Genomic DNA, 23,694 nt, shown 5'->3' with positions numbered 1-23,694 from the left:
CGCTCAGCCCGTCATCCCCGGCGCGTCCCACAGCGGGAACCACCGGGAGGTGTCCTTCTCGATCCGCAGGTCCCCCTCCAGCGCCGACGCCACCTGAAGTTCCAGGGCGTTGTCACGGCGCTGGTGGCCGGGGCGGGTGCACAGGGGGTAGAAGGTGCCGCGCTTGTAGAGGTAGACGAGGGCCAGCCGGCGGTCGTCGTCCTGGTCCGCCCGTTCGAAGGCCGCGAGGGAGCAGAGCAGTTGGGGGCCGAAGCCGTTGGCCTCCAGGGAGCTGTTCACCGCGTGGAGATCGTTCACCAGCTCGGGGAGCTGCTCGGGGGAACGGTGGGAGCTGAGCCAGGAGTAGCCGTAGTCGTCCTGGGTCAGCGCCACCGGAGGCCCGCTGCGCTCGGCGTCGGCGTCCAGCAGGGCCCGTACCTCCCGGTGCGTCTGCTCGAACGCCGCGCCCTCCACCGTGGCGAAGCACACCGCGCCCGCGCCGGTCGGGGTGAAACCGGCCGCCGCCTGGAGGGTGATCGCCGCCGAGGGCAGCGCGAAGAGCTGATCGAGATCGGGCGCCACCGGCTTCGTACGCCCCAGCAGAATGTCCAGCAGACCCAATGATCAGCCCGTCTTCTCGGGGGCGGCGGCCTCGCCCAGCTCCGCGGAGATCCGGCCCAGCTGAGCGAGCCGCTGCTCCAGGGGCGGATGCGTGGAGAAGATCCGCTCGATGCCCGGCTCCTTGCCGGTCGCCGGGGTGAAGTAGAACGCGTTGAACGCCTGCGCCGTCCGCAGGTCCTTGGTCGGGATACGGGCGATCTCCCCGGACACCTTGGTCAGCGCCGACGCCAGCGCCGAGGGGCGGCCGGTCAGATGCGCGGCCGCGCGGTCCGCGGCCAGCTCGCGGTACCGGGACAGCGCCCGGATCAGCAGGAAGCTGATCGCGTACACGGCCGCCGAGACACCGATCACCGCGGCGAAGATCGCGGCGGTGTTCTGGTCGCGCCGGCCACCGCCGAACAGCTGGGAGTAGAACATGAACCGCACGATCAGCCCCGCGATCACACCCAGGAACGACGCGATGGTGATCACGGCGACGTCCTTGTGCGCCACGTGCGACAGCTCGTGCGCCAGCACACCCTCCAGTTCGGCCGGCTCCAGCCGCCGCAGCAGGCCGGTGGTCACACAGACCACCGCGTGATCGGGGTTCCGGCCGGTGGCGAACGCGTTCGGCATGTCCATCTCGGACACGGCGATCACCGGCTTGGGCATGTCCGCGATGGCGCACAGCCGGTCCACCACCGCGTGCAGCTCGGGATACTGCTCCCGCTCCACGACATGCCCGCGCATGGCGTACATGGCGATCCTGTCGGAGAACCAGAACTGCGCCACGAACATCACGGCCACCAGCACGGCGACCAGCACCCACGACTTCAGCAGCACGATCAGCGCGGCGACGAACGCCACGTACAGCAGCCCGAGCAGAAACAGCGTGACCGTCATCCGCACGGTCAGCCGACGATCACTGCGAAAACGGCTCTGCATCACGCATCACCCCACACTCGACCTCTCCCCCTGCGTCCAGTGTGCACCCGGCGCGGCCCATGCCTGTGGCCGCGAGCGGCAAAGGCTTCCCCGCTTCACCGGCGGACCGCCTCGGCCCGGTCGAGCAGCGCCGCGATCTCCGGGCTCCGCCATGCCCGCGGCTCCCGGCGCGCGACCCGCAGGACGGCGTGCTCCGCCCACGCCCGCAGCCGTACGTCCGCGTCATCGAGCAGCGGCACGGCCGCCCGGAGCCGTACGACAGCACCATGCGCGCCGAGCAGCCGCCACGCCGACACCCGCTCCCAGCGGGGCCGTCCCGGGTCCAGCCGCCGCAGCAGCCACTCCTCGGGCAGGTCGCGGGCCGAGGGCAGCAGGGCGAGCGTGGCCTCGCCGACCACGCCGGGCGCCGGATCGTCCAGCAGCGGCCGCAGCCGTCGTACGTCCGCCATGTCCAGCGTCCGCAGCCCGGCCACCGCCCGCGCCCGCACGCCCGGCGCCGGGTGCTCCAGCAGGGCCCACAACAGGGGCGCGTCCGCCCGGTCCCCGCACTCCGCGAGCCCGATCGCGGCACCGGGCGGCAGGTCCGGGTCGGCGCAGCGCGCCCGGTACCAGGGCAGCGGGTCGATCCCGTGCTGCCGTACGACGTACCGCGCGCAGGCCCGCACCAGGGCCGAACGGTCGGCGAGGAAGTCCACGGCCCGCTCCGCCCGGCTAAGTCGCCGCAGCGCGGTCACCCCGGCCGACCTGGCCTGCGGATTCCGGGCGCCGAGCAGGATGTCCAGCGCCTCCGCCCCGGGACCCTCGGCCAGCGCGGCCTCGGCGCACCGGCCCTGGACGACCGCGTCGTCGTCCTCGGCGGCGGCACGGGCCAGCTCGACCGGGGAGAGGGTGCCCTCCTCGACGGCCATGCGGTAGGCGAACCGGCGTACCGCACGGTCGCCGGACACCAGCAGCGGGGCCAGGTGCTCGCGGGGGGCCCGGCGGAGTACGTCGTCGAGCAGCCCGAGGGCGTGGTCACCCCGGTACCGGTCGCCGACGCGCAGGATCATCGGGGCGAGGACCACGGATGTCCCGGCGTCGAGGGCCTCCGCGAGCAGCTCACGGGCCCGGTTCCGTACCGGCTCGGCCCAGTCGGCGCACCGTACGACCACCAGCGGGAACAGCGCCGGACGGCCGGCGACCTCGTCCAGCGCCCGGCGCCGGACGCGCCCGTCGCGGTGGCAGAGGGCACGCGCGAACCGGTCGTCACCGAGGGGTCCGCCCGTCGCGAAGGCGGCGAGCAGCGTACGGCTGTCGCCCGGCTGATCCGGCGACCAGCAGGCCCTCGTACGCTGGTCCAGCTCCAGCCAGGCGGCCGGGTCCCCGCCGTTAATAGGACGACCTCATCTGCGCCCACCCCAGCAGCACGATCACCGCCGCTACGCACCCCAGCACCACGGCCGTCGACACCCACGATCCCCTACGGGACCCCACCGGCGTCGGATCGGCCCGGAAAGGGGCCGGGTCCGGGGGGTTCTCCTTCCAGCGGGCCGCGAGCATCCGGGCCCGGGCGGACGGTTCCTTGTGTTCGGCGGAGTCGGCCCATCTGAGGTCGAACTCCCGCTGCCAGTCGTCCTGTTCGGCCATGTCGCGCAACCCTTTCCAGTCCGGGGGACCATGATCCCCCGAGAGTAGGAAGCGCGAGCGGCGGAAAAGGTTGCACAGGTCCGGCCCGGTCCGGCTCCGGATGCCGAGCGGGAGGTGCTCACCTAGCATCGAGAGAGTGCCGCAGGCCGGGACGCGTTCCAGCGTCGTCCCGGCGACCGAAAGCGGCCAGCCCACCGACCGCGCCGGACTTCCCACTCCGAGTGCGCGGCCATCCGAACCGTGCAGTCGCGTACCGCACGCGGGGTGGAAGGAAGGTACGTCCATGAACGCACAGCGCGCCAAGCGCCTCATGGCGGCATCCGCCGCCGGTCTCCTCCTGGCAGCCGGCGGAGCCATCGCCACCGCCGGCACTGCCTCGGCCACCACGGCCACCCAAGTGCCGACCAATCGCGGCTGTGGCTGGTGGGGCAACTGCGGCTACGGCTACGGCCCGGGCTACGGCTTCAACCACGGCTATGGCCCCGGCTACGGCTACAACAACGGCAGCGTCGTAGTGATCGTCGTCCCTGGATGATCACGTGACGACAGAGGGCCGCCATCCCGCCGGGGTGGCGGCCCTCTGTCGTCACCCGGCCCCGCCCACCGGCAGCTCCACCGTGATCCGGAGCCCGCCCGAGGGCCGTGGGGTGAGCGTCAGGGTGCCGTCGTGGGCGTGGGCGATGGTCTGGACGATCGCCAGACCGAGCCCGGCCCCCGCGTGGTCGGTGTGGACGCGCTCGGTGCCACGCCGGAACGGCTCGGTGAGCGTTGCGGCCAGCTCGGGGGAGACGCGCTCGCCGGTGTTCTCGACGGTGAGCGCGACCGCCTCCGGAAGGACGGCCGTACTGACCCATACCTGGCCCTGACCAGGCAGGTTGTGCACGATCGCGTTGTGTACGAGATTCATCGTGAGCTGGAGCAGCAGCGCCTCCGAGCCCCTCGTGGGCGTGATCTCGCCCGAGGTCTCCAGGGAGATGCCGTGCTTCTCCGCGAGCGGGAGCAGCGTCTCGGTGGCCTCCTCGGCCAGCAGGGACAGGTCGACGTCCTCCCGCTCGAAGGACCGCTGCTCGGCGCGGCTGACCAGGAGCAGCGCCTCGGTGAGGTCGATCGCGCGGGCGTTGACGGCATGGAGGCGGTCGAGGAGTTCGGCGGTGTCGCGCTCCGGATCGGTGCGGGCCACGTCCAGCAGGGCCTTGGAGATCGCCAGGGGGGTGCGCAGCTCGTGCGAGGCGTTGGCCGCGAATCTCCGCTGTTCGGCCACGTGCGCGTCCAGCCGCGCCAGCATCGTGTCGAAGGCGTCGGCCAGCTCGCGGAACTCGTCCCTCCGTCCGGGCAGCCGGATGCGGTGCGAGAGGGAGCCGTTCGCGGCCCTACGGGTGGCCTCCGTGACGCGGGTCAGCGGCGCGAGCATGCGGCCCGCGAGGAACCACCCGCCCACCAGCCCGAACACCAGCAGAAACGCCAGTACCCCGGCCGCGCGCGGCGCGAAGACGCGCAGCAGGTTGGACCGGACGGGAAAGACGTCGTACCTGATCGGCGTGCCCGAGGGCACGATGAGCGCCCGCTCGGGCACGTACCGCAGCAGGAACAGCCACACCGCGGCGAGCAGCAGGGCGCCCGCGAGCATGAGGAATCCGGCGTAGCTGAGGGTGAGCCGGAGGCGGACGCTCGGCCCCGGCGCCCTATCCACGCTCGCCCCCGGTGCCGATGCGGTACCCGACCCCCGGCACGGTGGCGATGAGCCCGGGCTCGCCGAGCCGCTTGCGCAGGGCCGAGACGGTGATGCGTACGGCGTTGGTGAACGGGTCGGCGTTCGCGTCCCACGCCCGCTCCAGCAGTTCCTCCGCGCTGACGACCCCGCCCTCGGCGGCGACGAGCACTTCGAGCACCGCGAACTGCTTCCTGGTCAGCGCGACATGCCGCCCGTCCCGCTGGACCTCCCTGCGGAACGGGTCGAGCCGCAGCCCGGCGATCTCCCTTACGGGCGGCCGGTGATGGGCCCGCCTGCGGTCGAGCGCCCGGAGCCTGAGCACGAGTTCCCTGAGGTCGAAGGGCTTGGTGAGGTAGTCGTCGGCGCCGAGCCCGAACCCGGACGCCTTGTCGTCCAGCCGGTCGGCCGCGGTGAGCATGAGGATCGGCATCCCGCTGCCGGAGGCGACGATCCACCGCGCGACCTCGTCGCCGGACGGTCCGGGGATGTCCCGGTCGAGCACGGCGATGTCGTACGCGTTGATCCCCAGCAGCTCCAGCGCGGTGTCCCCGTCTCCCGCGATGTCCGCCGCGATCGCTTCCAGGCGCAGCCCGTCACGGACGGCCTCCGCCAGATAGGGCTCGTCCTCGACGATCAGCACACGCATGCCATCGAGGCTACGAGGCCGTACGTATCGTCCGCGTATCGGAAAGCGCATACGCTGCGGCAACACCGCGCAGTCTTGGCTGGCCGCATGATGCGAAACGCCCTCCGCGCCTGTTGCCGCCCGGAACCCTGGAAGCGCGGCCCGGTCCTGACGGCGCTGGCGCTGCTGCTGGGCCTGCTCCTGCCGCTGCACGCGACGATCACGGACTTCGCGGGCCTGGGGAGCCTGGTGGAGAGCGTCCTGCCGTGGCTGGGCGTGTTCATCCCCGTACTCCTGGCCGCCGCCCTCTGGCGCCGCTCCCTCTCCGCCGCGACCGCGCTGCTGCTCCCGGCCGTGGCGTGGACGACCCTCTTCGGCGGCCTCCTCCCCGACAAGTCCCACCCGGGCGGCGACCTCACCGTGGCCGCCCACAACGTCGGCGCCGCCAACCCCGACCCGACCGGCACCGCCCGCACCCTGGCGTCCTCGGGCGCCGACCTCCTGGCCCTGGAGGAGCTGACCCCGCAGGCAGCCCCGCTGTACGAGAAGACGCTCGCCAAGACCTACCCGCACCACGCGATACGCGGCACCGTCGGCCTCTGGAGCAAGCTCCCCCTCTCGGGGACCCGCGCGATCGACATCATGAACTACGGCCCGTTGGCCGCCACCAAGTCGGCCGCCGCCAAACTCCCCGAAAACCGAGCCCTCCACACCACGGTCACCACCCCCAACGGCCCCCTGGCGGTCTACGTAGCCCACCTCGGCTCCGTCCGCCTCATGCCCCGCAGGGGCTTCTGGACCAGCAGCCGCAACATAGGCGCAGCCGCCCTCACCAAGTCCATCACCACCGACCCCAACCCCCGAGTCCTCCTCCTGGCCGACCTGAACGGCACCTTGGACGACCGAGCCTTCACAGCTCTCCGCACCCACCTCCACTCAACCCAGCAAACCTCCGGCACCGGCTTCGGCTTCACCTGGCCGGCCACCTTCCCGATGGCCCGCATCGACCAAATCCTGTACCGGGGCCTGGAGGCCAACCGCTCCTGGACCCTCCCCAAAGCCGGAAGCGACCACCTACCGGTGGCGGCCACACTGACCTGGCCTTAGGAACGGCACACGAGCACGCCACCGAGACACGTGATCCGGAAGAAACCGTGCCGCGCCAAGTGATCGACGAGGATGCCGCGGGCCCTCTCGATGGTGTCCTGGAAAGGCACATCGTGCTGGTCCGCCCACGCCCGGTACGAGGCCATGTGCGCGATGACGGGCTCGGGTTCGTGCACGGTGATGGTGCCGGGCAGCTCGATCGTCTCGATGCGGCTGAATGCCTGCCCGAGGAAGGCAGGCGCTTTCTCCAGGGAGAAGCGAGCGCTCAGGGAGATGCGCGCCGGACCGCGCTCCGTGTCGAGCACGTCACCGGCGGCCCGCTGCCAGAGGTCGTCCAGCTCGGACTTGTCCCGCTCACTGTTGGTCGAAGCGATGACCAGCCCATCGCCGACGACGACACGGGCCAACTCCCGCACCGCCTGCGGGATGTCGGCGACGTGGTACAGCATGTGCATCGCCAGAGCGGCATCGACGCTGCCCCCGGCCAGCGGCAGGGCGGTGGCATCCGCCACGGCGACCGGGCCAGGCACGTCGGAGACGATGCCGGGCGCGATATCCAGCCCCAGCACCGTGAGATCCGGCCTCTCCGCACGTAACCGCCGGACGAACTTCCCATTGCCACAACCGACATCGACCACCCGCCCCCGCACACCACGCAGCTTCTCGGTGACAATGCCGGGCAGGTCGTACCGAGGCGTCTGCCACTGATAGAGGGACTGGCGGGCCGCGAGATCCCGCTCACTGCTGTAGGCACTCCGGGCGAGACGGTCCCGGTCGGTGACGGCGGCGGCGTGTGCGGCGGACTGGTCGGTCACGGTGGCGGCTCCGGTCAATTGGCGGCGGTCGAAGTCGCGAGGACCTCACCGGCCCCGGACCTCCGGCGAATCCCTCACCATCTCCAGCTTCCGATACCGCGAAGGCCGCCACCCCGGTCGGGATGGCGGCCTTCGCCGTAGAGGCAGCGACGATCACACGTCGTAGTACAGCTCGAACTCGTGCGGGTGAGGGCGGAGCTGGAGCGGGGCGATCTCGTTCGTGCGCTTGTAGTCGATCCACGTCTCGATGAGGTCCGGGGTGAAGACGTCGCCCTGGAGGAGGAAGTCGTGGTCGGCTTCGAGGCGGTCGAGGACGGCCGGGAGGGAGGTCGGGACCTGGGCGACGCCCGCGTGCTCCTCGGGGGCCAGCTCGTAGAGGTCCTTGTCGATCGGCTCGGCCGGCTCGATCTTGTTCTTGATGCCGTCCAGGCCCGCCAGGAGGAGCGCGGAGAAGGCGAGGTACGGGTTGCCCGAGGAGTCCGGCGCGCGGAACTCGACGCGCTTGGCCTTCGGGTTGGAGCCCGTGATCGGGATACGCATCGCCGCGGAACGGTTGCGCTGCGAGTACACCAGGTTGATCGGCGCCTCGAAGCCCGGCACCAGACGGTGGTACGAGTTCACCGTCGGGTTGGTGAAGGCCAGCAGCGACGGGGCGTGCTTGAGGATGCCGCCGATGTAGTAGCGCGCCATGTCCGACAGGCCCGCGTAACCGGCCTCGTCGTAGAAGAGCGGCGCGCCGCCCGACCACAGCGACTGGTGGACGTGCATGCCCGAGCCGTTGTCGCCGAAGATCGGCTTCGGCATGAAGGTCGCGGTCTTGCCGTTGCGCCAGGCCACGTTCTTCACGATGTACTTGAAGAGCTGGAGGTCGTCCGCGGCGGCGAGCAGCGTGTTGAACTTGTAGTTGATCTCGGCCTGGCCGGCCGTGCCCACCTCATGGTGCTGGCGCTCGACCTGGAGGCCGTTCTTCTCCAGCTCCAGGGAGATCTCGGCACGCAGGTCGGCGAAGTGGTCGACCGGCGGGACCGGGAAGTAGCCGCCCTTGTAGCGGACCTTGTAACCCCGGTTGTCCTCGAGCGCGCCGGTGTTCCAGGCACCCGCCTCGGAGTCGATGTGGTAGAACGCCTCGTTCTCGGCGGTCTTGAAGCGCACGCTGTCGAACACGTAGAACTCGGCCTCGGGGCCGAAGAACGCGGTGTCGGCGATGCCGGTGGAGGCGAGGTACGCCTCGGCCTTCTTGGCCACGTTGCGCGGGTCACGGGAGTACTGCTCACCCGTGATCGGGTCGTGGATGAAGAAGTTGATGTTCAGCGTCTTGTCGCGGCGGAACGGGTCCACGCGAGCCGTCGACAGGTCGGCGCGCAGCGCCATGTCGGACTCGTGGATGGCCTGGAAGCCGCGGATCGACGAGCCGTCGAAGGCCAGCTCCTCGTCCGGGTCGAACGCCTGGACGGGCACGGTGAAGTGCTGCATGACGCCCGGCAGGTCGCAGAACCTGACGTCGACGAACTTGACGTCTTCGTCCGCGATGAACTTCTTGGCCTCGTCGGCGTTCTGGAACATCCAGCTCCTCCTACTCCCGACCGTTCCCGCCGGGGTGGTAGATCGTTCGTGCGGCCAGTGCGGTGGCACACGCTGGTCTCGACCCTAGGGACGGGTGATTTCTCGGGCGTGACTCGTTTGTTTCGCAGAAGTTAACCGGCCACGCCTCCACCGTAGCCCGACACACCCCTGCGCGTACTGCCCGAATCCGGGCGCAGTACCGTGGTCGGGTGGACAACAGGGAAGTGATGGGGTCGTGGCTCTCCGGGCCGCGGGCGGCCATGGAAGAAGCGGGCGCCGACTTCGGGTACCGGGGCGAGCAGCTCGGTCTGCCGGAAAGCGGGCCGAACTCGATCGCCCGTCCGGGGCGTCGGCTCGGCGCCCTCGCCGTGGACTGGGGTCTGTGCGTGCTGATCGCATACGGCCTGATCACCCACGGCAACAGCCCGGCCACCAGCAACTGGGCCCTGCTCCTCTTCTTCGTCATGAGCGCGCTCACCGTGGGCACCCTCGGCTCCACGCCGGGCAAGCGCCTCCTCGGGCTGCGCGTCGTCGCCCTGGAGACCGGCACCGTCAACCCGCTGCGCGCCCTGCTGCGCACCTTCCTGCTCTGCCTGGCGATCCCGGCGCTGGTCTGGGACCGCGACGGCCGGGGCCTGCACGACCGGCTCGCCAAGACCGTCGAGGTCAGGATCTAGCCGTACAAGACATGAAGAAGGGGCGCCCGGAGTGAAGTCACTCCGGGCGCCCCTTCGTAGTCGGTCGAAGAATCAGCGGGCCTTGCCGCCGCCCTTCGGCATCCGCATGCCCTTCGGCATCGGACCCTTGGGGAGCGGCATGTTGCTCATCAGGTCGCCCAGCGCCCGCAGCCGGTCGTTGGTGACGGTCACCTGGGGGCCGGTCAGCACCCGCGGGTACTTCAGCATGGTCGTGCGCAGCTTCTTCAGCGGCACCTGACCCTCGCCGTCACCGACGATCACGTCGTGCACCGGCACGTCCGCGACGATGCGGTTCATCTTCTTCTTCTCGGCCGCCAGCAGGCTCTTCACCCGGTTCGGGTTGCCCTCGGCCACCAGCACGATGCCGGCCTTGCCGACCGCGCGGTGCACCACGTCCTGGCTGCGGTTCATCGCCACCGCGGGGGTGGTCACCCAGCCCCGGCCGATGTTGTCCAGTACCGCCGCGGCGGCGCCCGGCTTGCCCTCCATCTGCCCGAAGGCGGCCCGCTCGGCCCGGCGGCCGAACACGACGGCCGCGGAGAGCAGGCCGATCAGCAGGCCCGCGAAGCCGAAGTAGTACGGATGCCCGACCAGGAAGCCGATCACGAGGAGGACACCGAAGATACCGAGTGCGACGGCAGCCAGTACCAGGCCGATCGTCTTGTCGGCCTTCTGGGTCATCTTGTACGTGAGAGCGATCTGCTTGAGTCGCCCTGCGCTCGCGGCGTCCGCCGCGGTTTCCTTCCTCGCCATGCCACGAAGTCTACGTGGCCGCCGGGATACTCTCGACGGCGGTGTCGGGAGGGTCACACCGGGGCGGGAGCGGGTCAGAGACGGGTGGCGGCGCGGTCGAGGAACTGCTGCGCCTCGACCCGGTCCTTGGCGCGGCGGCGGTCCTCCAGGACGGAGGTCCAGGCGTTGCGGCGGGCGGTGCGCTGGCCGCCCTGAAGCAGCAGCGTCTCGACCGCGCGCAGGGCGACGGTGAAGGACGGGATGGCGGTGGCGCGGACGGGTGCGGCCTGCATGATCGAGGTCCCCCCTCGGTGCGGGTGGTGTACGGGGCGTGATTCCAGGGTCACTGATTGGTGTTACCAGTGCGTGACCGACCGGTCAAACGGTGGTGAAACCTGGGCGCAGGTCCCGTACACGCCGACGCGGCCCCGGGAGCGCCCTCATCAGCGAGGACGGCCGGGACCGCGTCGACTCGGCCACTACTGGCCAGTAGGTACTTGTGCGTGATTTCACACGGCTTGCTCACACCGCCTGGGCGGCGATGTACGTACCACGCTTCTCGATGGCCATCTGGTAGAGACGCCCGGCGCGGTAGGAGGAACGGACCAGCGGGCCCGACATCACACCGGAGAAGCCGATCCGCTCGGCCTCATCCTTCAGCTCCACGAACTCCTGCGGCTTGACCCAGCGCTCCACCGGGTGGTGGCGCACGGAGGGGCGCAGGTACTGGGTGATGGTGACCAGCTCGCAGCCCGCGTCGTGCAGCTGCTTCAGCGCCTCCACGACCTCCTCGCGGGTCTCGCCCATGCCGAGGATCAGGTTGGACTTGGTGACCAGGCCGAAGTCGCGGGCCTCGGTGATGACCTTCAGCGAGCGCTCGTAGCGGAAGCCGGGGCGGATGCGCTTGAAGATGCGCGGAACCGTCTCCACGTTGTGCGCGAAGACCTCGGGGCGGGACTCGAAGACCTCGGCGAGCTGCTCGGGCACCGCGTTGAAGTCGGGGGCCAGCAGCTCGACCTTGGTGCGGCCGGTCTCGCGGCCCGCCGTCTGGGCGTGGATCTGGCGGACCGTCTCGGCGTACAGCCACGCGCCGCCGTCGTCCAGGTCGTCGCGGGCGACGCCGGTGATGGTGGCGTAGTTGAGGTCCATGGTGACCACGGACTCGCCCACGCGGCGCGGCTCGTCCCGGTCCAGGGCCTCGGGCTTGCCGGTGTCGATCTGGCAGAAGTCACAGCGCCGGGTGCACTGGTCGCCACCGATGAGGAAGGTCGCCTCGCGGTCTTCCCAGCACTCGTAGATGTTGGGGCAGCCGGCCTCCTGGCACACGGTGTGCAGGCCCTCGCTCTTCACGAGGTTCTGCATCTTGGTGTACTCGGGGCCCATTTTCGCCCGCGTCTTGATCCACTCGGGCTTGCGCTCGATGGGGGTCTGGCTGTTACGGACCTCCAGGCGCAGCATCTTGCGTCCGTCGGGTGCGACTGCGGACACGACCGGCTCCCTGCTTGTTGCGAAGTAAGTCTTCGATTCTTCGGCGTACACCAGAGTACGCCCGTGTTCATTGGGCCTTACGGGTGAGGAAACCTCATGGACGCAGGCCGCATTCCCCGGTCAGACCGCGGCGGGCTTCTCGATCACCCTGGGCTTGAGATCCGCGTCGGCCATGACGTCCCGCAGGTGCCGTTCGACCACCGGGACGACCTCCTCGATCGTGATGTCCCGGCCCAGCTCATTGGCGAGCGAGGCGACCCCGGCGTCACGGATGCCGCACGGGATGATGCGGTCGAACCAGCGGTTGTCCGGGTTCACGTTGAGGGCGAAGCCGTGCATCGTGACGCCCTTGGCCACGCGGATGCCGATCGCGGCGATCTTGCGGTCCTCGCGGCGCTGACCCGCGTTGGAGGGGGCGTACTCCGGACCGTTCATCCGGGGGTCGAACTCCTCGTCGGCGATCCGGGGATCGAAGTCGAGGGAGAGACCGCCGAGGCGCTGCTCGACCGGGTCACCCAGCACCCAGACGCCGCTGCGGCCCTCGATGCGGGTGGTCTCGACCCCGTACTCCGCGCAGGTGCGGATCAGGGCCTCCTCCAGGCGGCGCACATGGGCGATGACGTCCACCGGGCGGGGGAGCTTCTGGATGGGGTAGCCCACCAGCTGGCCCGGACCGTGCCAGGTGATCTTGCCGCCCCGGTCCACGTCGATCACCGGGGTGCCGTCCAGCGGGCGCTCGCTCGCCTCGGTGCGGCGGCCGGCCGTGTACACCGGCGGGTGCTCCAGCAGCAGCACGGTGTCGGAGACCTCGTCGGCGAACCGGGCGGCGTGCACCCGGCGCTGCTCGTCCCACGCCTCCTGGTAGTCGACGGCGTCCGCGCCGAACCCCATGTGGACGAACCGCAGCTCACTCACGGCAAGCGCCTCCCTTGGCCGGGCACCCCTCGTCGGGCCTGTCAGGCGCGTACGGCGCCCACGCCACTGTACGTCCGGACGGGTGACGTCAGCCGCGCGGGTAATCCTCACACGATCGGATGAATGCCCGGGGAACTGTGCGATGACTTGCTCACTCTCCGCTACATTCGCGCCGTTCGTGAGGCCAAAAGGGCTGTTCACAGCCCGTCCCGGCACCTCAGTGGCCTGTCAGGCAGGAGACCGCACCGCACATGACGGACCGACCCGCGCAGCGCACCCCCAACCGCCAGCTCGCCACGCTCATCGCGGAGGCGGGGTTCTCCAACGCGGGTCTGGCCCGTCGCGTCGATCAGCTCGGCCTGGAACACGGGCTGGACCTCAGATACGACAAGACCTCCGTCACCCGCTGGCTGCGCGGACAGCAGCCGCGCGGGACCACTCCCGCGCTGATCGCCGAGGTGTTCACCCGCCGCCTCGGCCGCCGCCTCACCGCCCAGGACCTCGGTCTGGACGCCTGCGCGCCGGTGTACGCCGGGCTGGAGTTCGCGGGCACGCCCGAGGAGGCCGTGGACATCGTCAGCGGGCTGTGGCGCAAGGACTCCGGCAGCCATGCCGAGCTGCGCAAGATCGCGTTCACGCCCGCGGGGCTGGTCGTGCCCAGCCGGGACTGGCTGATCGGCAAGGCCGACGACCGGGTGGCGCGCGAACCGGCGGTCCGGGTACCGGCCCAGGCGCGGCCCGCCGAGGCCGGACCCGTACGCGCCCCCGCCCCTGCCCCGGGCACCGGGGCCGAGCGGCCGTCCGGGCACCGGGTGACCGGCGGGGACCTCGCCGCGCTGCGCTCGGTGGGGGAGCTGTTCCGGGCGCTCGACGACCAGTACGGCGGCGGGCACGCCCGGCAGGCCCTCGTCCGCTACCTGGAGCACGAGTGCGAGCCGATGCTGCGCGGGAGCTACTCCGAGCAGACCGGCCGCAGGCTGTTCGGCGCGGCCGCCGACCTCACCCGGCTCGCCGGCTGGACCTCGTACGACATCGCCGCGCACGGGCTCGCCCAGCGGTACTTCGTACAGGCTCTTCGGCTCGCCCAGGCGGCCGGGGACCGCGCCTACGGCTCCTACGTGCTGGTCACCATGAGCCGTCAGGCCGTCTACCTCGGCCACGGTCGGGAGGCCGTCCAGCTCGCGCGGGTCGCCCAGCAGGGGATCGGCACCGGCGCGCCGCCGGTCGTGCAGGCCCTGCTGCACGCGGCGGAGGCGCGGGCGCACGCCGTCCTCGCGGAGGCGCGCGCGTGCACCGGCGCGCTGGTACGCGCCGAACGCGCCCTGGAGACGGCCCGGCCCGGGGACGACGTGCCGCACTGGGCGCGCTTCTTCGACGAGGCCCAGCTCGCCGACGAACTCGGCCACTGCCACCGGGACCTGCACCAGTTCCGGGCGGCCGCCCAGCACGCGGAACGCTCGCTGCGGCTGCGCTCCGCCGCGCACGCCCGCAGCCGGCTGTTCTCCCGCGTGGTGCTGGCCACCGCCCGGCTGGGCCTCGGTGACCTCGACCAGGCGTGCACCCTCGCCGCCGAGGCCGCCGCCCAGGCCGCCGAGATGCGCTCGGTCCGGGCCGTGGAGTACATCCGCGACTTCGAACGCCGCCTGGAGCCGTACCGGGACGCGCCCCCGGCACGGGGGTACCGGGAGCGGGTGGCGGCCCTGGGGTAGCGGCAGGGGGCGCCCAGGCCGTGGGCGCCCCTAGGGGGACTACGCCGCGCGCGGCATCGTCGCCGGCGGGTCCGCCAGGTGCATCGAGGTGGTGGCTCCCAGGTCGGTGAGGATGGCCGTGGCGGCCCGGGTGGCCGAGTGCAGGGCGCCTTGGAGGGTTCCGGTGTCGCGGTGGTCGCCGCACACATAGAGGCCGGCCAGGAGGCGTACCGGGCGATGGGGGTCGTACGCGGGGCGCATCGCCGGGACCGCGTCCGGGGTGTGGTGCACGGCCAGGGTTTCCCAGCGGTGCGTGGGCGTGCCGTATAGCCGGGCCAGGTGGGTGCGGACGGCGGAGTCCACGTCCTCGGGCGGGGTGCCGAGCACGGTCGAGGAGATCAGCGCGCGGCCGGCCGGGGCCCGGGTCGGGTCGACGGCGCTGAGGACCGCGGTGTGCGCGACGGGGCCGCCCCGGTCGGCGTCCAGCAGCAGCGAGGTGCCCGTGGACAGCGCCGGGCCGGGGTCGTCGGTGGTGTGGTGGACGACGGTCACCGGGTGGAAGTCCGGGACGCGGAGGCCCGGCAGCAGCTCGGCGGCCGCGCGGGCGTCCGTGGCCAGCAGCACCGCGCGACAGCGCAGTACGCCGTGCTCGGCGGTGGTCACCGAGGTGGTGGAGACCGAGGTGACCCGCACCCCGGTGCGCACCGTGCCGGGCGGCAGGGCGCGCGCCAGCAGCTCGGGCAGCGCCTCCGCGCCGCCCTCCGGCACGCCGAGCCGCCCCCCGGCGAACGCCCGCAGGGCGAGGTCGGCGCTCCGGCTGGACGTGGTCAGCTCGGGGTCGCACAGCAGCGCGGCGAGCAGCGGGCGCAGAAAGCCCTCGACGGTACGGGCGGGAATCCCGCGCGCGGCCAGGGCGTCGGCGGCGGCCTGCTCCGGGCGGGCCAGCAGCCGGTCCACCGGCGTGGCCGCGATCCGGGCCAGGGCGGCGTTCAGCCGGGCCTGGTCCCACGCGCCGCCCAGCGGCGTCCCGGTCCGGCCGGGAACGGCGACCGGACCCCTGGGGGCGCTCGCCAGGGCGCGCACCACATGGAGTGCGCCCCTTGCGCCCCCTACGGGTGCCGGCGCGCCCGCGCGGTGCCTGCGGCCGTCCCGGTGCAGCAGCACTCCGGGTGCGAAGCGCCGTAGCGGGAGTGGTTCCAGGCCCGGTGCGATGCGCAGTCCGGTGCCGGGTGTGGACAGCGGCCGTCCGACGCGGTCGAGACGGAAGCCGTCGACCTTCTCGGTCGACATGCGGCCGCCGACCTCCGGGGCGGCCTCCAGGACTGCGGTCGTCACTCCTGCGCTGGTGAGCCGATGGGCCGCCGAGAGCCCGGCGACCCCGGCTCCCACGACGACGACGTCCACCTGGTACGCGGGCTCAAGCACGAGGCCCCTCCTGTGGTTGCGCGGCCGGTGGAGACGTCATGCCCCCAACTGGCCCGCCGGATACGCGAGTTCGGGTCGAGGTTAGGGTCATTGTCGGTCAAGGGCAGTCGCGCATCGGCAGAGCACGGTCGCACGGCGGTCGCATACGGTCATGCCCGCTCGGTGCCCACCAAGATCAGGTCTACGCCACCGCGCTGCTCCGCCGTGCTACTCCGCGGCGCGGATCGTGTCCTCGATCCCGGGGAACGCGAACTGGAACCCGGACTCCAGCAGCCGCTTGGGCACCACCCGCTGACTGCCCAGCACATCCCCGGCCAGCTCGCCCAGCACCGTACGCAGCACCGCCGCCGGCACCGGGAACGGCGTCGGCCGGTGCAGCACCCGGCCCATCGCCTCGGTGATCTCCTGGTTGGTCAGCGGGTGGGGCGCGGTCAGGTTGAAGGGGCCGGACAGGTCGTCGCGGTCCAGGACGTGCCGGATCGCGGCCACCTCGTCGTGCAGCGCGATGTACGACCAGTACTGCCGCCCGTCCCCGAGCCGCCCGCCGAGCCCCGCCTTGAACAGGGGGAACATCTTGGCCCACGCCCCGCCGCCGGACGCCACCACCAGACCGGTACGCACGAACGCCGTCCGCACGCCCGCCTCCCGCACCGGCGCCGCCGCCTCCTCCCACTCCTCGCACACCGAGGGCAGGAAACCCTCGCCGGGCGGAGCGTCCTCGTCCGTGATCCGGTCCCCGGTGTCGCCGTAGAAGCCGATCGCGCTGCCGTTCACGAAGACCCGTGGCGGCTCCGGGAGGGAAGCGGCCGCCTCCGCGAGCGCCGTCGTGCCCAGCACCCGGCTGTCCCGGATCACCCGCTTGTACTCCGGCGTCCAGCGCCGGTCCCCGATCCCGGCCCCCGCGAGGTTCACCACCGCGTCGCAGCCGGCCAGCCCCGCCGCGTCCACGTACTGCTCCTCGGGGTCCCAGCGGACCTCGTCCGGGCCCTGCGGCTCCCGCCGGACCAGCCGCACCACCTGGTGCCCGTCGTCGGTGAGGGACCGCACCAGGGCGCTGCCGATGAGACCGGACGCACCGGCCACCGCGATTCGGGAAGAGTCCATGATCCCAGCATGCCCCGCATACCCGGAATCAGGGTGGCGCGCCTTGACCCGAACGGCCCCCGAAACCGCCCCCTACGACGTGATCAGCCGGCCCGTGTCCACCGGCACCGTCGCCGACTCCGCCCGCCGGGCGTCGGCCGAGACCTCCGCCGCCGTCAGCACGTACCCCGTCTCGGAGCTGGAGGTGGACCGGGCGAAGACCACGCCGAACACCCGGCCGTCCGTGGTCAGCAGCGGGCCGCCCGAGTTGCCCGGCCGCACGGTGGAGCGGATGGAGTAGATCTCCCGGGTGACCGTGCGGTCGCTGTAGATGTTCTGGCCGGTCGCCCGAACCCGGTTCGCCACCGTCGCCGCCTGGAGGTTCAGGCTCCCGTCCTGCGGATACCCCGCGACCACCGCCGACTCGCCACGCCGCGCGGAGTCGTCGAACGGCAGCACCGGGGCCCGCAGACCCGGCACGTACAGCACCGCCACGTCCTTGTTCGGGTCGAACAGCACCACCCGCGCCTCGTACACCTGACCGACCCCGCCGATCCGTACCGTCGGACTGTCGATACCGGCCACCACGTGCGCGTTCGTCATCACCCGGCGCGGCGCGTACACGAAACCGCTGCCCTCGCGGCCCTCCGCGCCCGCCGACCCCTCGATCTTCACCGTGCTGCGCCGGGCCGCCTCCGTGGCCGCCGGGGTCACACTGTCGCCCGAGGGCTCGGCCACCTGTGCCGTCGACTCGTTCTCGAACGGGTTGAAGACCTGCGGGAAACCCGCCTCCGTCAGCGCGGAGGTCGCCCGCGAGAACCAGGCCGGGGTGGTCTCCGGCATCGAATGCTGCACCGCGCCCAGCAGCGCGGAGTTACGGATAGCCGTCGTCACCGTCTGCGAGGGCGCCGCGCCCAGCACGCTCGCCGCCACCCACGCCACGAGCAGTACGGCGACCCCGTTGGCCGCCGCGCCCCCGACGCCGTCCGCCACCCGCAGCGGGCTGCTGCCCGCCCGGTCCATCCGGCTCCGCAGCCGCAGCGCCAGCCGGCCCGCCAGCTCGTGCCCGACCATGCCCGGCACCAGCACCGTCAGCACCGCGACCACCGTCGCCGCCACCGAGCCGCGGGTCACCAGACCCGTCACCCACGGCAGCGCCCACACACCGACCGCCGCGCCGCCCACGAAACCGGCCAGCGAGACACAGCCGGCCACCAGCCCGCGCCGGTACCCGGAAGCCGCGTAGAGCAGGATCACCAGCACGAGCAGCACGTCGAGCAGGTCCACGGAGCCGCCTTTCTCTCGGACCGCCTGGTACGGGTCTTCCGGACCCCCTAGTACGGGCGGGACGCGTCCGCTGATCAGCCGCGCGCCCGGCCGCACCCGGCGACCGGTCCTCGTATGCGTGTACCCCCGACAAACGCCTCGGACCTGGACGATGGTTCCACCGGGTGGCACACCACACATCGCGGACCCGCCGTGACGGCCCGACAGTGGGATCATGAAGTGGTCACCGGCGTGGACGCGCGGGCCGCGCACCGCGCGCGTGCCCGGTGTCCTGCTGACCCCGTTCGGCTGTCTGCCCGCCCTGACCGCCGTCCTCGCCGTGCTGCTGCTCGCGCGGGGCAGCGAGCGCGCCGTCACGGCCCAGCCCGCGCATCCCGCCCCCAGCACGGTCCCGGTCGCCCACCGCGCGCCCCGGCCGGTCATCCTGCCCCGCTCCGCCTGGCTCGACCGCGCCACCCTGCGCCGGCAGCCCCCGCCGCGCTACGACGACCGGGTCATCGCCGTCTTCATCCACCACACCGACTCGCCGGGCGACTACGACTGCGCCGACTCCCCGCGCATCATCCGCTCGCTGTACTCCGGCCAGACCGGCGCCCGGCACTGGGACGACATCGGCTACAACTTCCTCGTCGACCGCTGCGGCACCATCTACGAGGGCCGCGCCGGGGGCATGGACCGGCCGGTCACCGGAGCCCACACCCAGGGGTTCAACCACCGCTCGGCCGGCATCGCCGCGCTCGGCACCTTCACCGCGGGCACCTCGGTCCCGCCGGCCATGACCGACGCCATCGCCGCGCTCGCCGCCTGGAAGCTGGGCCCCTCCGACACCGACCCCCGCGCCCGCGTACGCCTGGTCTCCACCAGCGGCCTCAGCCGCTACCGGTCGGGCACCGCCGCCACCCTCCCCACGGTCGCCGGGCACAACGACGCCTATCGCACCACCTGCCCCGGAGCGGCCCTCACCGCCACCCTCCCCGCCATCCGCGCCAAGGCAGCCCATCTCCAGGGCCGCGGCCGCTAGGCGGCCTCACGGCTTGAAGCGGTCCCACAGGGTCGGGTACCGCTCCGCCAGCGTGCCGTCGTTCTCGAAGTCGATCGGGGTGCCCGTGGGTTCGCCGGGGGCCGGGGCTATACCCAGGTCGGGGGCGACCATGCCGGTCAGGCGTTCGTAGGCTTCGTCGGCCGCGTAGCCCAGTTCCTCGCCGTCGCCGTCGATCTCCTCGTCGAACTCGTCCAGCAGCTCGGCCAGGGAATCCGGGTCGTGCAGGGCGCCCTCGAAGACCTCGCGGCCCTGGCCGATGAGCCAGCAGCGGAAGTAGTCGAAGGCGTCGTCGCTCGCACCGTCCAGCAGGAGCCAGGCCGCGCCCCACAGGTCCCAGCGGTAGGCGCGGTTGTAGCGGGCCTCGAAATGACGGGCGAAGTCCAGCACCATGTCCGGGTCGAACTGGAGCAGCCGGTCCACCAACAGGTCGGCCTGTTCCTCGGGGTCGCCCTCGGCGGCCTCGCGGGTGGCGTCGATCAGCTCCCAGAACTCCGTCTCGTCCATCACGGCACCAGCATCGGGCCTCGGCCGGGACCCCGCACGCGGAACGGCCGGGGAAACCGGCGGGAAACGAAGAAGGGGCACGGCGTGACGCCGTACCCCTTCACCGGACCTCAGGAGGTCACAGACCGTACTTCTCGCGGGCTTCCTTCACCGCCGTCGCCTGCACCTCGCCGCGCTTGGCGAGCTGCGCGAGGGCCGCGACCACGATCGACTCGGCGTCCACCCCGAAGTGACGGCGGGCCGCCGCGCGGGTGTCGGAGAGACCGAAGCCGTCCGCGCCCAGCGAGGACCAGTCCTGCTCGACCCACTGCGCGATCTGGTCCGGGACCTGGCGCATGTAGTCGGAGACCGCCAGCACCGGACCCTCGGCGCCCTGGAGCGCCTGCCGGACGAACGGCACCCGCTCCTCGCCGCGCAGCAGCGCCGCGTCGGCCTCCATCGCCTCACGGCGCAGCTCGGACCAGGAGGTCGCGGACCACACGTCGGCGGCCACCCCCCACTCCTCGGCCAGCATCCGCTGCGCGGTGAGCGCCCAGTGGATCGCCGTGCCCGAGCCCATGAGCTGCAGGCGCGGGGCGTTGGCCGGGACGGTGACGCCCGCGGACTCGGCCGTGTTGAACCGGTACAGGCCCTTGACGATGCCCTCGTCGATACCGGCGGCGGCGGGCTTGGCCGGCTGCGGCAGCGGCTCGTTGTAGACCGTCAGGTAGTAGAAGACGTCGCTGTCCTCGCCCGGCTCGGCTTCGCCGTACATGCGGCGCAGACCCTCCTTGACGATGACGGCGACCTCGTAGGCGAACGCCGGGTCGTACGTCAGCGCGGCCGGGTTGGTCGCGGCGATCACCGGGGAGTGACCGTCGGCGTGCTGCAGACCCTCACCGGTCAGCGTGGTGCGGCCGGCCGTCGCGCCGACGAGGAAGCCACGGCCGAGCTGGTCGCCGAGCTGCCACATCTGGTCGGCCGTGCGCTGCCAGCCGAACATCGAGTAGAAGATGTAGAACGGGATCATCGCCTCGCCGTGCGTCGAGTACGACGTGGAAGCGGCGATGAAGTCGGCCATCGAACCGGCCTCGGTGATCCCCTCGTTGAGGATCTGGCCGTTCTTGGCCTCCTTGTAGTACATCAGCTGGTCGCGGTCGACCGGCTCGTACGTCTGGCCCTTGGGCGAGTAGATGCCGAGCGACGGGAACAGCGACTCCATGCCGAAGGTGCGCGCCTCGTCGGGGACGATCGGCACCCAGCGCTTGCCGGTCTCCTTGTCGCGGACCAGGTCCTTGACCAGGCGGACGAACGCCATGGTGGTCGCCAGGTTCTGCGAGCCGGAGCCCTTGTCGAAGGAGGTGAACGCCTTCTCCGCGGGGGCCGGCAGCGGGGCCAGCGCGTGCGTACGGCGGGCCGGGGCCGGACCGCCGAGGGCCGCGCGGCGCTCCTGGAGGTAGCGGACCTCGGGGGAGTCGGCGCCGGGGTGGCCGTAGGGCACCTGGCCGTCGGCGAACGCGCTGTCCGCGATCGGCAGCTCCAGCAGGTCCCGCATCGCCTTGAACTCGTCCACCGAGAGCTTCTTCATCTGGTGGTTGGCGTTCTTCGACGCGAAGCCCGGGCCGAGGGTGTGGCCCTTGACCGTCTGGGCCAGGATCACGGTCGGCGCGCCCTTGTGCTCGACGGCCGCCTTGTACGCGGCGAAGACCTTGCGGGCCTCGTGACCGCCACGCGACAGGTGGAAGCACTCCAGGATCTTGTCGTCGCTCAGCAGCTTCGCCATCTCCACCAGCGCCGGGTCGGCGCCGAAGAAGTCCTGGCGGATGTAGGCCGCGTCACGCGTCTGGTACGTCTGGATCTGCGCGTCCGGCACCTGGCGCAGCCGGCGGACCAGCGCGCCGGTGGTGTCCAGCTGGAACAGCTCGTCCCAGGCGGTGCCCCACAGGGTCTTGACGACGTTCCAGCCGGCGCCCCGGAACTGGGCCTCCAGCTCCTGCACGATCTTGAAGTTGGCGCGGACCGGGCCGTCCAGGCGCTGCAGGTTGCAGTTGATGACGAAGGTGAGGTTGTCCAGCTCCTCACGCGCGGCGAGCGCGAGGGCCGCCGTCGACTCCGGCTCGTCCATCTCGCCGTCACCGAGGAACGCCCACACGTGGGACGCGGAGACGTCCTTGATGCCGCGGTTGGTCAGGTAGCGGTTGAACCGCGCCTGGTAGATCGCGGAGAGCGGGCCGAGGCCCATCGACACCGTCGGGAACTCCCACAGCCAGGGCAGCCGGCGCGGGTGCGGGTACGACGGCAGGCCGTTGCCGCCCGCCTCCTGGCGGAAGTTGTCGAGGTGCGCCTCGTTCAGCCGGCCGTCGAGGAAGGCGCGGGCGTAGATGCCGGGGGAGGCGTGGCCCTGGATGTAGAGCTGGTCTCCGGAGCCGTCGGCGTCCGGGGACTCCTTGCCCTTGAAGAAGTGGTTGAAGCCGGTCTCGTACAGCCACGCGGCCGAGGCGAAGGTGGCGATGTGGCCGCCGACGCCGTGCTTGCTGCCGCGGCTGACCATCGCCGCCGCGTTCCACCGGTTCCACGCGGTGATCCGGGACTCCATCGCCTCGTCACCGGGCACGCCCGGCTCGGCGGCGGTGGGGATGGAGTTGACGTAGTCCGTCTCCAGGAGCTTCGGCAGCGCGACACCGCCCGCCTCGGCACGCTCCAGCGTGCGCCGCATCAGGTACGCGGCGCGGTGCGGGCCCGCTTCCCTGGCGACGGCGTCCAGGGAGGCGCGCCACTCGGCGGTCTCCTCGGGGTCGCGGTCCGGGAGCTGGTCGAGCGCGCTCGGCTGGATGGCGTTGGGGTCGGTCATCTCGCCGCCTTCCTCAGTCGAAGGGGGAATCCCTCATGGGTGAGGGTTCGGGGTTGCCCTTGGTCTTTGGCAGGACAGGGCGAGAACTCGGTAGAAGTCCGTCGGTGACTGTAACTCCCTGATCGATGATCGATCAAAGGTTTGGGGGCGAAAACCCGGTCTTGACGCGAAAGTAGGCACCCGGTGTCTTTCGTCCAGGCACGCGGTGCCTTGTTTTCCCAGGTGAGCGGGGTGTGGCTCAGCCGGTCAGGGGCGCGGCGCGCAGCCCAGCACGTGCGCCTTCACCAGCTCGGCGATCCGGGGGTCGCGCCGCTGGAACGCCTGCACCAGCTCCTCGTGCTCCTCGGCGTAGGACTGCTGGACGGTGCCGAGCCAGCGGATCGACAGGGCGGTGAACACCTCGATGCCGAGTCCCTCCCAGGTGTGCAGCAGTACCGAGTTGCCCGCCGCGCGGACCAGTTCGCGGTGGAAGCCGACGGTGTGGCGGACCTGGCCGGTGCCGTCTCCGGCCTGGTCGGCCTCGTAAAGGGCCGCCACGTGGGGCTCCAGGGCCGCGCAGCTCTCCGCCAGGGTCTCGGCCGCGAGTTCCGCCGCGATGGCTTCCAGGCCGGCCCGTACGGGGTAGCTCTCCTCCAGGTCGGCCGCGGTCAGGTTGCGTACGCGTACGCCCTTGTTGGGGGCCGATTCGATGAGGCGGAGGGATTCCAGTTCGCGGAGGGCCTCGCGTACGGGGGTCTGGCTGACCTCCAGTTCGGTGGCGATCCTTCGTTCCACGATGCGCTCGCCCGGTTGCCAGCGGCCGCTGACGATGCCCTCCACGATGTGCTCGCGGATCTGTTCGCGCAGCGAGTGGATTACGGGCGCGGTCATTCTGGGCTCCTTCGCGAGGCGGCTCTACGACGATACGGGGGGTGTCCCTTGCCCGTGGCGCGCATAGGGGTGCTTTTGCCCAGGTGAGACGAGGGGCACAGGGTGTTTTCGATCGGTCTCGCCGTGGGGGTGCCGGTTTGGGGTGTGTGCGGGTGCGTCGT

At 71.7% G+C, this 23,694-nt stretch carries 23 protein-coding genes; 5 read left to right on the top strand and 18 right to left on the bottom strand.

The window, feature by feature from the left end; translation table 11 throughout:
- Positions 1-3: 3 nt before the first annotated feature.
- From ACIGA3_RS02075 to ACIGA3_RS02060, 4 genes are all read right to left on the bottom strand, one after another.
- The gene (locus ACIGA3_RS02075; RefSeq protein WP_399709440.1) at positions 4-600 is read right to left on the bottom strand and encodes a hypothetical protein; all 597 of its coding nucleotides are present in this window, start codon (positions 598-600) and stop codon (positions 4-6) included.
- A 3-nt stretch (positions 601-603) separates the two neighbouring features.
- Positions 604-1,524, bottom strand: coding sequence for a zinc metalloprotease HtpX (htpX, locus tag ACIGA3_RS02070; protein ID WP_399709437.1), 921 nt, complete (start codon positions 1,522-1,524; stop codon positions 604-606).
- A 95-nt stretch (positions 1,525-1,619) separates the two neighbouring features.
- Positions 1,620-2,675, bottom strand: coding sequence for a HEAT repeat domain-containing protein (locus ACIGA3_RS02065; protein WP_399709434.1), 1,056 nt, complete (start codon positions 2,673-2,675; stop codon positions 1,620-1,622).
- A 217-nt stretch (positions 2,676-2,892) separates the two neighbouring features.
- Positions 2,893-3,150 (bottom strand): hypothetical protein, encoded by a 258-nt coding sequence (locus tag ACIGA3_RS02060; protein ID WP_399709432.1) that lies wholly within the window; start codon positions 3,148-3,150, stop codon positions 2,893-2,895.
- A gap of 283 nt (positions 3,151-3,433) precedes the next feature.
- Between ACIGA3_RS02060 and ACIGA3_RS02055 the strand changes: the two genes are divergently transcribed.
- Positions 3,434-3,685 (top strand): hypothetical protein, encoded by a 252-nt coding sequence (locus ACIGA3_RS02055; protein WP_399709429.1) that lies wholly within the window; start codon positions 3,434-3,436, stop codon positions 3,683-3,685.
- A 51-nt stretch (positions 3,686-3,736) separates the two neighbouring features.
- On the opposite strand, the gene ACIGA3_RS02050 is transcribed toward ACIGA3_RS02055, so the two are convergent.
- Positions 3,737-4,840 (bottom strand): sensor histidine kinase, encoded by a 1,104-nt coding sequence (locus ACIGA3_RS02050; RefSeq protein ID WP_399709427.1) that lies wholly within the window; start codon positions 4,838-4,840, stop codon positions 3,737-3,739.
- Positions 4,833-5,507 carry a response regulator transcription factor gene (locus ACIGA3_RS02045; protein ID WP_399709424.1) on the bottom strand — a complete coding sequence of 225 codons (675 nt, stop codon included), beginning with the start codon at positions 5,505-5,507 and terminating at the stop codon, positions 4,833-4,835. Before ACIGA3_RS02045 ends, ACIGA3_RS02050 begins: the two co-directional genes overlap by 8 nt.
- A gap of 90 nt (positions 5,508-5,597) precedes the next feature.
- Here ACIGA3_RS02045 and ACIGA3_RS02040 point away from each other — a divergent pair, with 90 nt between their 5' ends.
- A complete protein-coding gene (locus tag ACIGA3_RS02040; RefSeq protein WP_399710757.1) occupies positions 5,598-6,593 on the top strand; it encodes an endonuclease/exonuclease/phosphatase family protein in 996 nt (331 codons plus the stop codon).
- On the opposite strand, the gene ACIGA3_RS02035 is transcribed toward ACIGA3_RS02040, so the two are convergent.
- The gene (locus ACIGA3_RS02035) at positions 6,590-7,408 is read right to left on the bottom strand and encodes a class I SAM-dependent methyltransferase (protein WP_399709421.1); all 819 of its coding nucleotides are present in this window, start codon (positions 7,406-7,408) and stop codon (positions 6,590-6,592) included. The genes ACIGA3_RS02040 and ACIGA3_RS02035 overlap by 4 nt on opposite strands.
- 153 nt (positions 7,409-7,561) lie before the next feature.
- A complete protein-coding gene (gene glnA, locus ACIGA3_RS02030) occupies positions 7,562-8,971 on the bottom strand; it encodes a type I glutamate--ammonia ligase (RefSeq protein ID WP_399709419.1) in 1,410 nt (469 codons plus the stop codon).
- A gap of 209 nt (positions 8,972-9,180) precedes the next feature.
- On the opposite strand from glnA, the gene ACIGA3_RS02025 reads away from it, so the two are divergent.
- Positions 9,181-9,648, top strand: a complete 468-nt coding sequence (locus tag ACIGA3_RS02025) for an RDD family protein (RefSeq protein WP_399709416.1) — start codon at positions 9,181-9,183, stop codon at positions 9,646-9,648.
- A gap of 72 nt (positions 9,649-9,720) precedes the next feature.
- Here the strand turns inward: ACIGA3_RS02025 and ACIGA3_RS02020 are convergent, their stop codons facing one another.
- From ACIGA3_RS02020 to lipB, 4 genes are all read right to left on the bottom strand, one after another.
- On the bottom strand, positions 9,721-10,422 hold the full coding sequence (locus ACIGA3_RS02020) for a DUF4191 domain-containing protein (RefSeq protein WP_399709413.1): 702 nt from the start codon (positions 10,420-10,422) through the stop codon (positions 9,721-9,723).
- A gap of 74 nt (positions 10,423-10,496) precedes the next feature.
- A complete protein-coding gene (locus ACIGA3_RS02015) occupies positions 10,497-10,694 on the bottom strand; it encodes a hypothetical protein (RefSeq protein WP_399709412.1) in 198 nt (65 codons plus the stop codon).
- A 229-nt stretch (positions 10,695-10,923) separates the two neighbouring features.
- Positions 10,924-11,889, bottom strand: a complete 966-nt coding sequence (gene lipA, locus ACIGA3_RS02010; RefSeq protein ID WP_399709410.1) for a lipoyl synthase — start codon at positions 11,887-11,889, stop codon at positions 10,924-10,926.
- Positions 11,890-12,009: 120 nt separating this feature from the next.
- Complete coding sequence (lipB, locus tag ACIGA3_RS02005; RefSeq protein WP_399709407.1) at positions 12,010-12,804, bottom strand: lipoyl(octanoyl) transferase LipB; 795 nt, start codon at positions 12,802-12,804, stop codon at positions 12,010-12,012.
- A 251-nt stretch (positions 12,805-13,055) separates the two neighbouring features.
- Here lipB and ACIGA3_RS02000 point away from each other — a divergent pair, with 251 nt between their 5' ends.
- Positions 13,056-14,513 (top strand): regulator, encoded by a 1,458-nt coding sequence (locus tag ACIGA3_RS02000; protein WP_399709404.1) that lies wholly within the window; start codon positions 13,056-13,058, stop codon positions 14,511-14,513.
- Between the two features lie 39 nt (positions 14,514-14,552).
- Here ACIGA3_RS02000 and ACIGA3_RS01995 read toward each other — a convergent pair whose 3' ends face one another.
- The 3 genes from ACIGA3_RS01995 to ACIGA3_RS01985 form a co-directional block, all read right to left on the bottom strand.
- Positions 14,553-15,917: an NAD(P)/FAD-dependent oxidoreductase gene (locus ACIGA3_RS01995; RefSeq protein ID WP_399709401.1), complete on the bottom strand. Its 1,365-nt coding sequence runs from the start codon at positions 15,915-15,917 to the stop codon at positions 14,553-14,555.
- Positions 15,918-16,124: 207 nt separating this feature from the next.
- Complete coding sequence (locus ACIGA3_RS01990; protein WP_399709398.1) at positions 16,125-17,021, bottom strand: TIGR01777 family oxidoreductase; 897 nt, start codon at positions 17,019-17,021, stop codon at positions 16,125-16,127.
- Positions 17,022-17,093: 72 nt separating this feature from the next.
- Positions 17,094-18,287, bottom strand: a complete 1,194-nt coding sequence (locus tag ACIGA3_RS01985; protein WP_399709395.1) for a MarP family serine protease — start codon at positions 18,285-18,287, stop codon at positions 17,094-17,096.
- Between the two features lie 214 nt (positions 18,288-18,501).
- On the opposite strand from ACIGA3_RS01985, the gene ACIGA3_RS01980 reads away from it, so the two are divergent.
- Complete coding sequence (locus tag ACIGA3_RS01980) at positions 18,502-19,308, top strand: peptidoglycan recognition protein (protein ID WP_399709392.1); 807 nt, start codon at positions 18,502-18,504, stop codon at positions 19,306-19,308.
- Between the two features lie 6 nt (positions 19,309-19,314).
- On the opposite strand, the gene ACIGA3_RS01975 is transcribed toward ACIGA3_RS01980, so the two are convergent.
- From ACIGA3_RS01975 to ACIGA3_RS01965, 3 genes are all read right to left on the bottom strand, one after another.
- A complete protein-coding gene (locus ACIGA3_RS01975) occupies positions 19,315-19,833 on the bottom strand; it encodes a DUF4240 domain-containing protein (protein WP_399710756.1) in 519 nt (172 codons plus the stop codon).
- 118 nt (positions 19,834-19,951) lie between these two features.
- Positions 19,952-22,663: a pyruvate dehydrogenase (acetyl-transferring), homodimeric type gene (gene aceE, locus ACIGA3_RS01970; protein WP_399709389.1), complete on the bottom strand. Its 2,712-nt coding sequence runs from the start codon at positions 22,661-22,663 to the stop codon at positions 19,952-19,954.
- A gap of 246 nt (positions 22,664-22,909) precedes the next feature.
- Complete coding sequence (locus ACIGA3_RS01965) at positions 22,910-23,533, bottom strand: GntR family transcriptional regulator (RefSeq protein ID WP_399709386.1); 624 nt, start codon at positions 23,531-23,533, stop codon at positions 22,910-22,912.
- Positions 23,534-23,694 lie beyond the last annotated feature (161 nt).

This window comes from Streptomyces sp. NPDC085596, assembly GCF_044541565.1.
Lineage (GTDB): Bacteria > Actinomycetota > Actinomycetes > Streptomycetales > Streptomycetaceae > Streptomyces.
This window is presented reverse-complemented; position numbering and strand designations above follow the sequence as displayed.

Excerpts from the sequence above, each read along its gene's own strand:
- glnA (WP_399709419.1), bottom strand. The coding sequence starts at position 8,971 with ATGTTCCAGAACGCCGACGAGGCCAAGAAGTTCATCGCGGACGAAGAC.
- ACIGA3_RS02000 (WP_399709404.1), top strand. The coding sequence starts at position 13,056 with ATGACGGACCGACCCGCGCAGCGCACCCCCAACCGCCAGCTCGCCACG.
- ACIGA3_RS01990 (WP_399709398.1), bottom strand. The coding sequence starts at position 17,021 with ATGGACTCTTCCCGAATCGCGGTGGCCGGTGCGTCCGGTCTCATCGGC.
- ACIGA3_RS02015 (WP_399709412.1), bottom strand. The coding sequence starts at position 10,694 with ATGCAGGCCGCACCCGTCCGCGCCACCGCCATCCCGTCCTTCACCGTC.
- ACIGA3_RS02020 (WP_399709413.1), bottom strand. The coding sequence starts at position 10,422 with ATGGCGAGGAAGGAAACCGCGGCGGACGCCGCGAGCGCAGGGCGACTC.
- ACIGA3_RS02055 (WP_399709429.1), top strand. The coding sequence starts at position 3,434 with ATGAACGCACAGCGCGCCAAGCGCCTCATGGCGGCATCCGCCGCCGGT.
- ACIGA3_RS01975 (WP_399710756.1), bottom strand. The coding sequence starts at position 19,833 with ATGGACGAGACGGAGTTCTGGGAGCTGATCGACGCCACCCGCGAGGCC.
- ACIGA3_RS02040 (WP_399710757.1), top strand. The coding sequence starts at position 5,598 with ATGCGAAACGCCCTCCGCGCCTGTTGCCGCCCGGAACCCTGGAAGCGC.
- aceE (WP_399709389.1), bottom strand. The coding sequence starts at position 22,663 with ATGACCGACCCCAACGCCATCCAGCCGAGCGCGCTCGACCAGCTCCCG.
- ACIGA3_RS01965 (WP_399709386.1), bottom strand. The coding sequence starts at position 23,533 with ATGACCGCGCCCGTAATCCACTCGCTGCGCGAACAGATCCGCGAGCAC.
- htpX (WP_399709437.1), bottom strand. The coding sequence starts at position 1,524 with ATGCAGAGCCGTTTTCGCAGTGATCGTCGGCTGACCGTGCGGATGACG.
- ACIGA3_RS02045 (WP_399709424.1), bottom strand. The coding sequence starts at position 5,507 with ATGCGTGTGCTGATCGTCGAGGACGAGCCCTATCTGGCGGAGGCCGTC.
- ACIGA3_RS02060 (WP_399709432.1), bottom strand. The coding sequence starts at position 3,150 with ATGGCCGAACAGGACGACTGGCAGCGGGAGTTCGACCTCAGATGGGCC.
- ACIGA3_RS01980 (WP_399709392.1), top strand. The coding sequence starts at position 18,502 with ATGAAGTGGTCACCGGCGTGGACGCGCGGGCCGCGCACCGCGCGCGTG.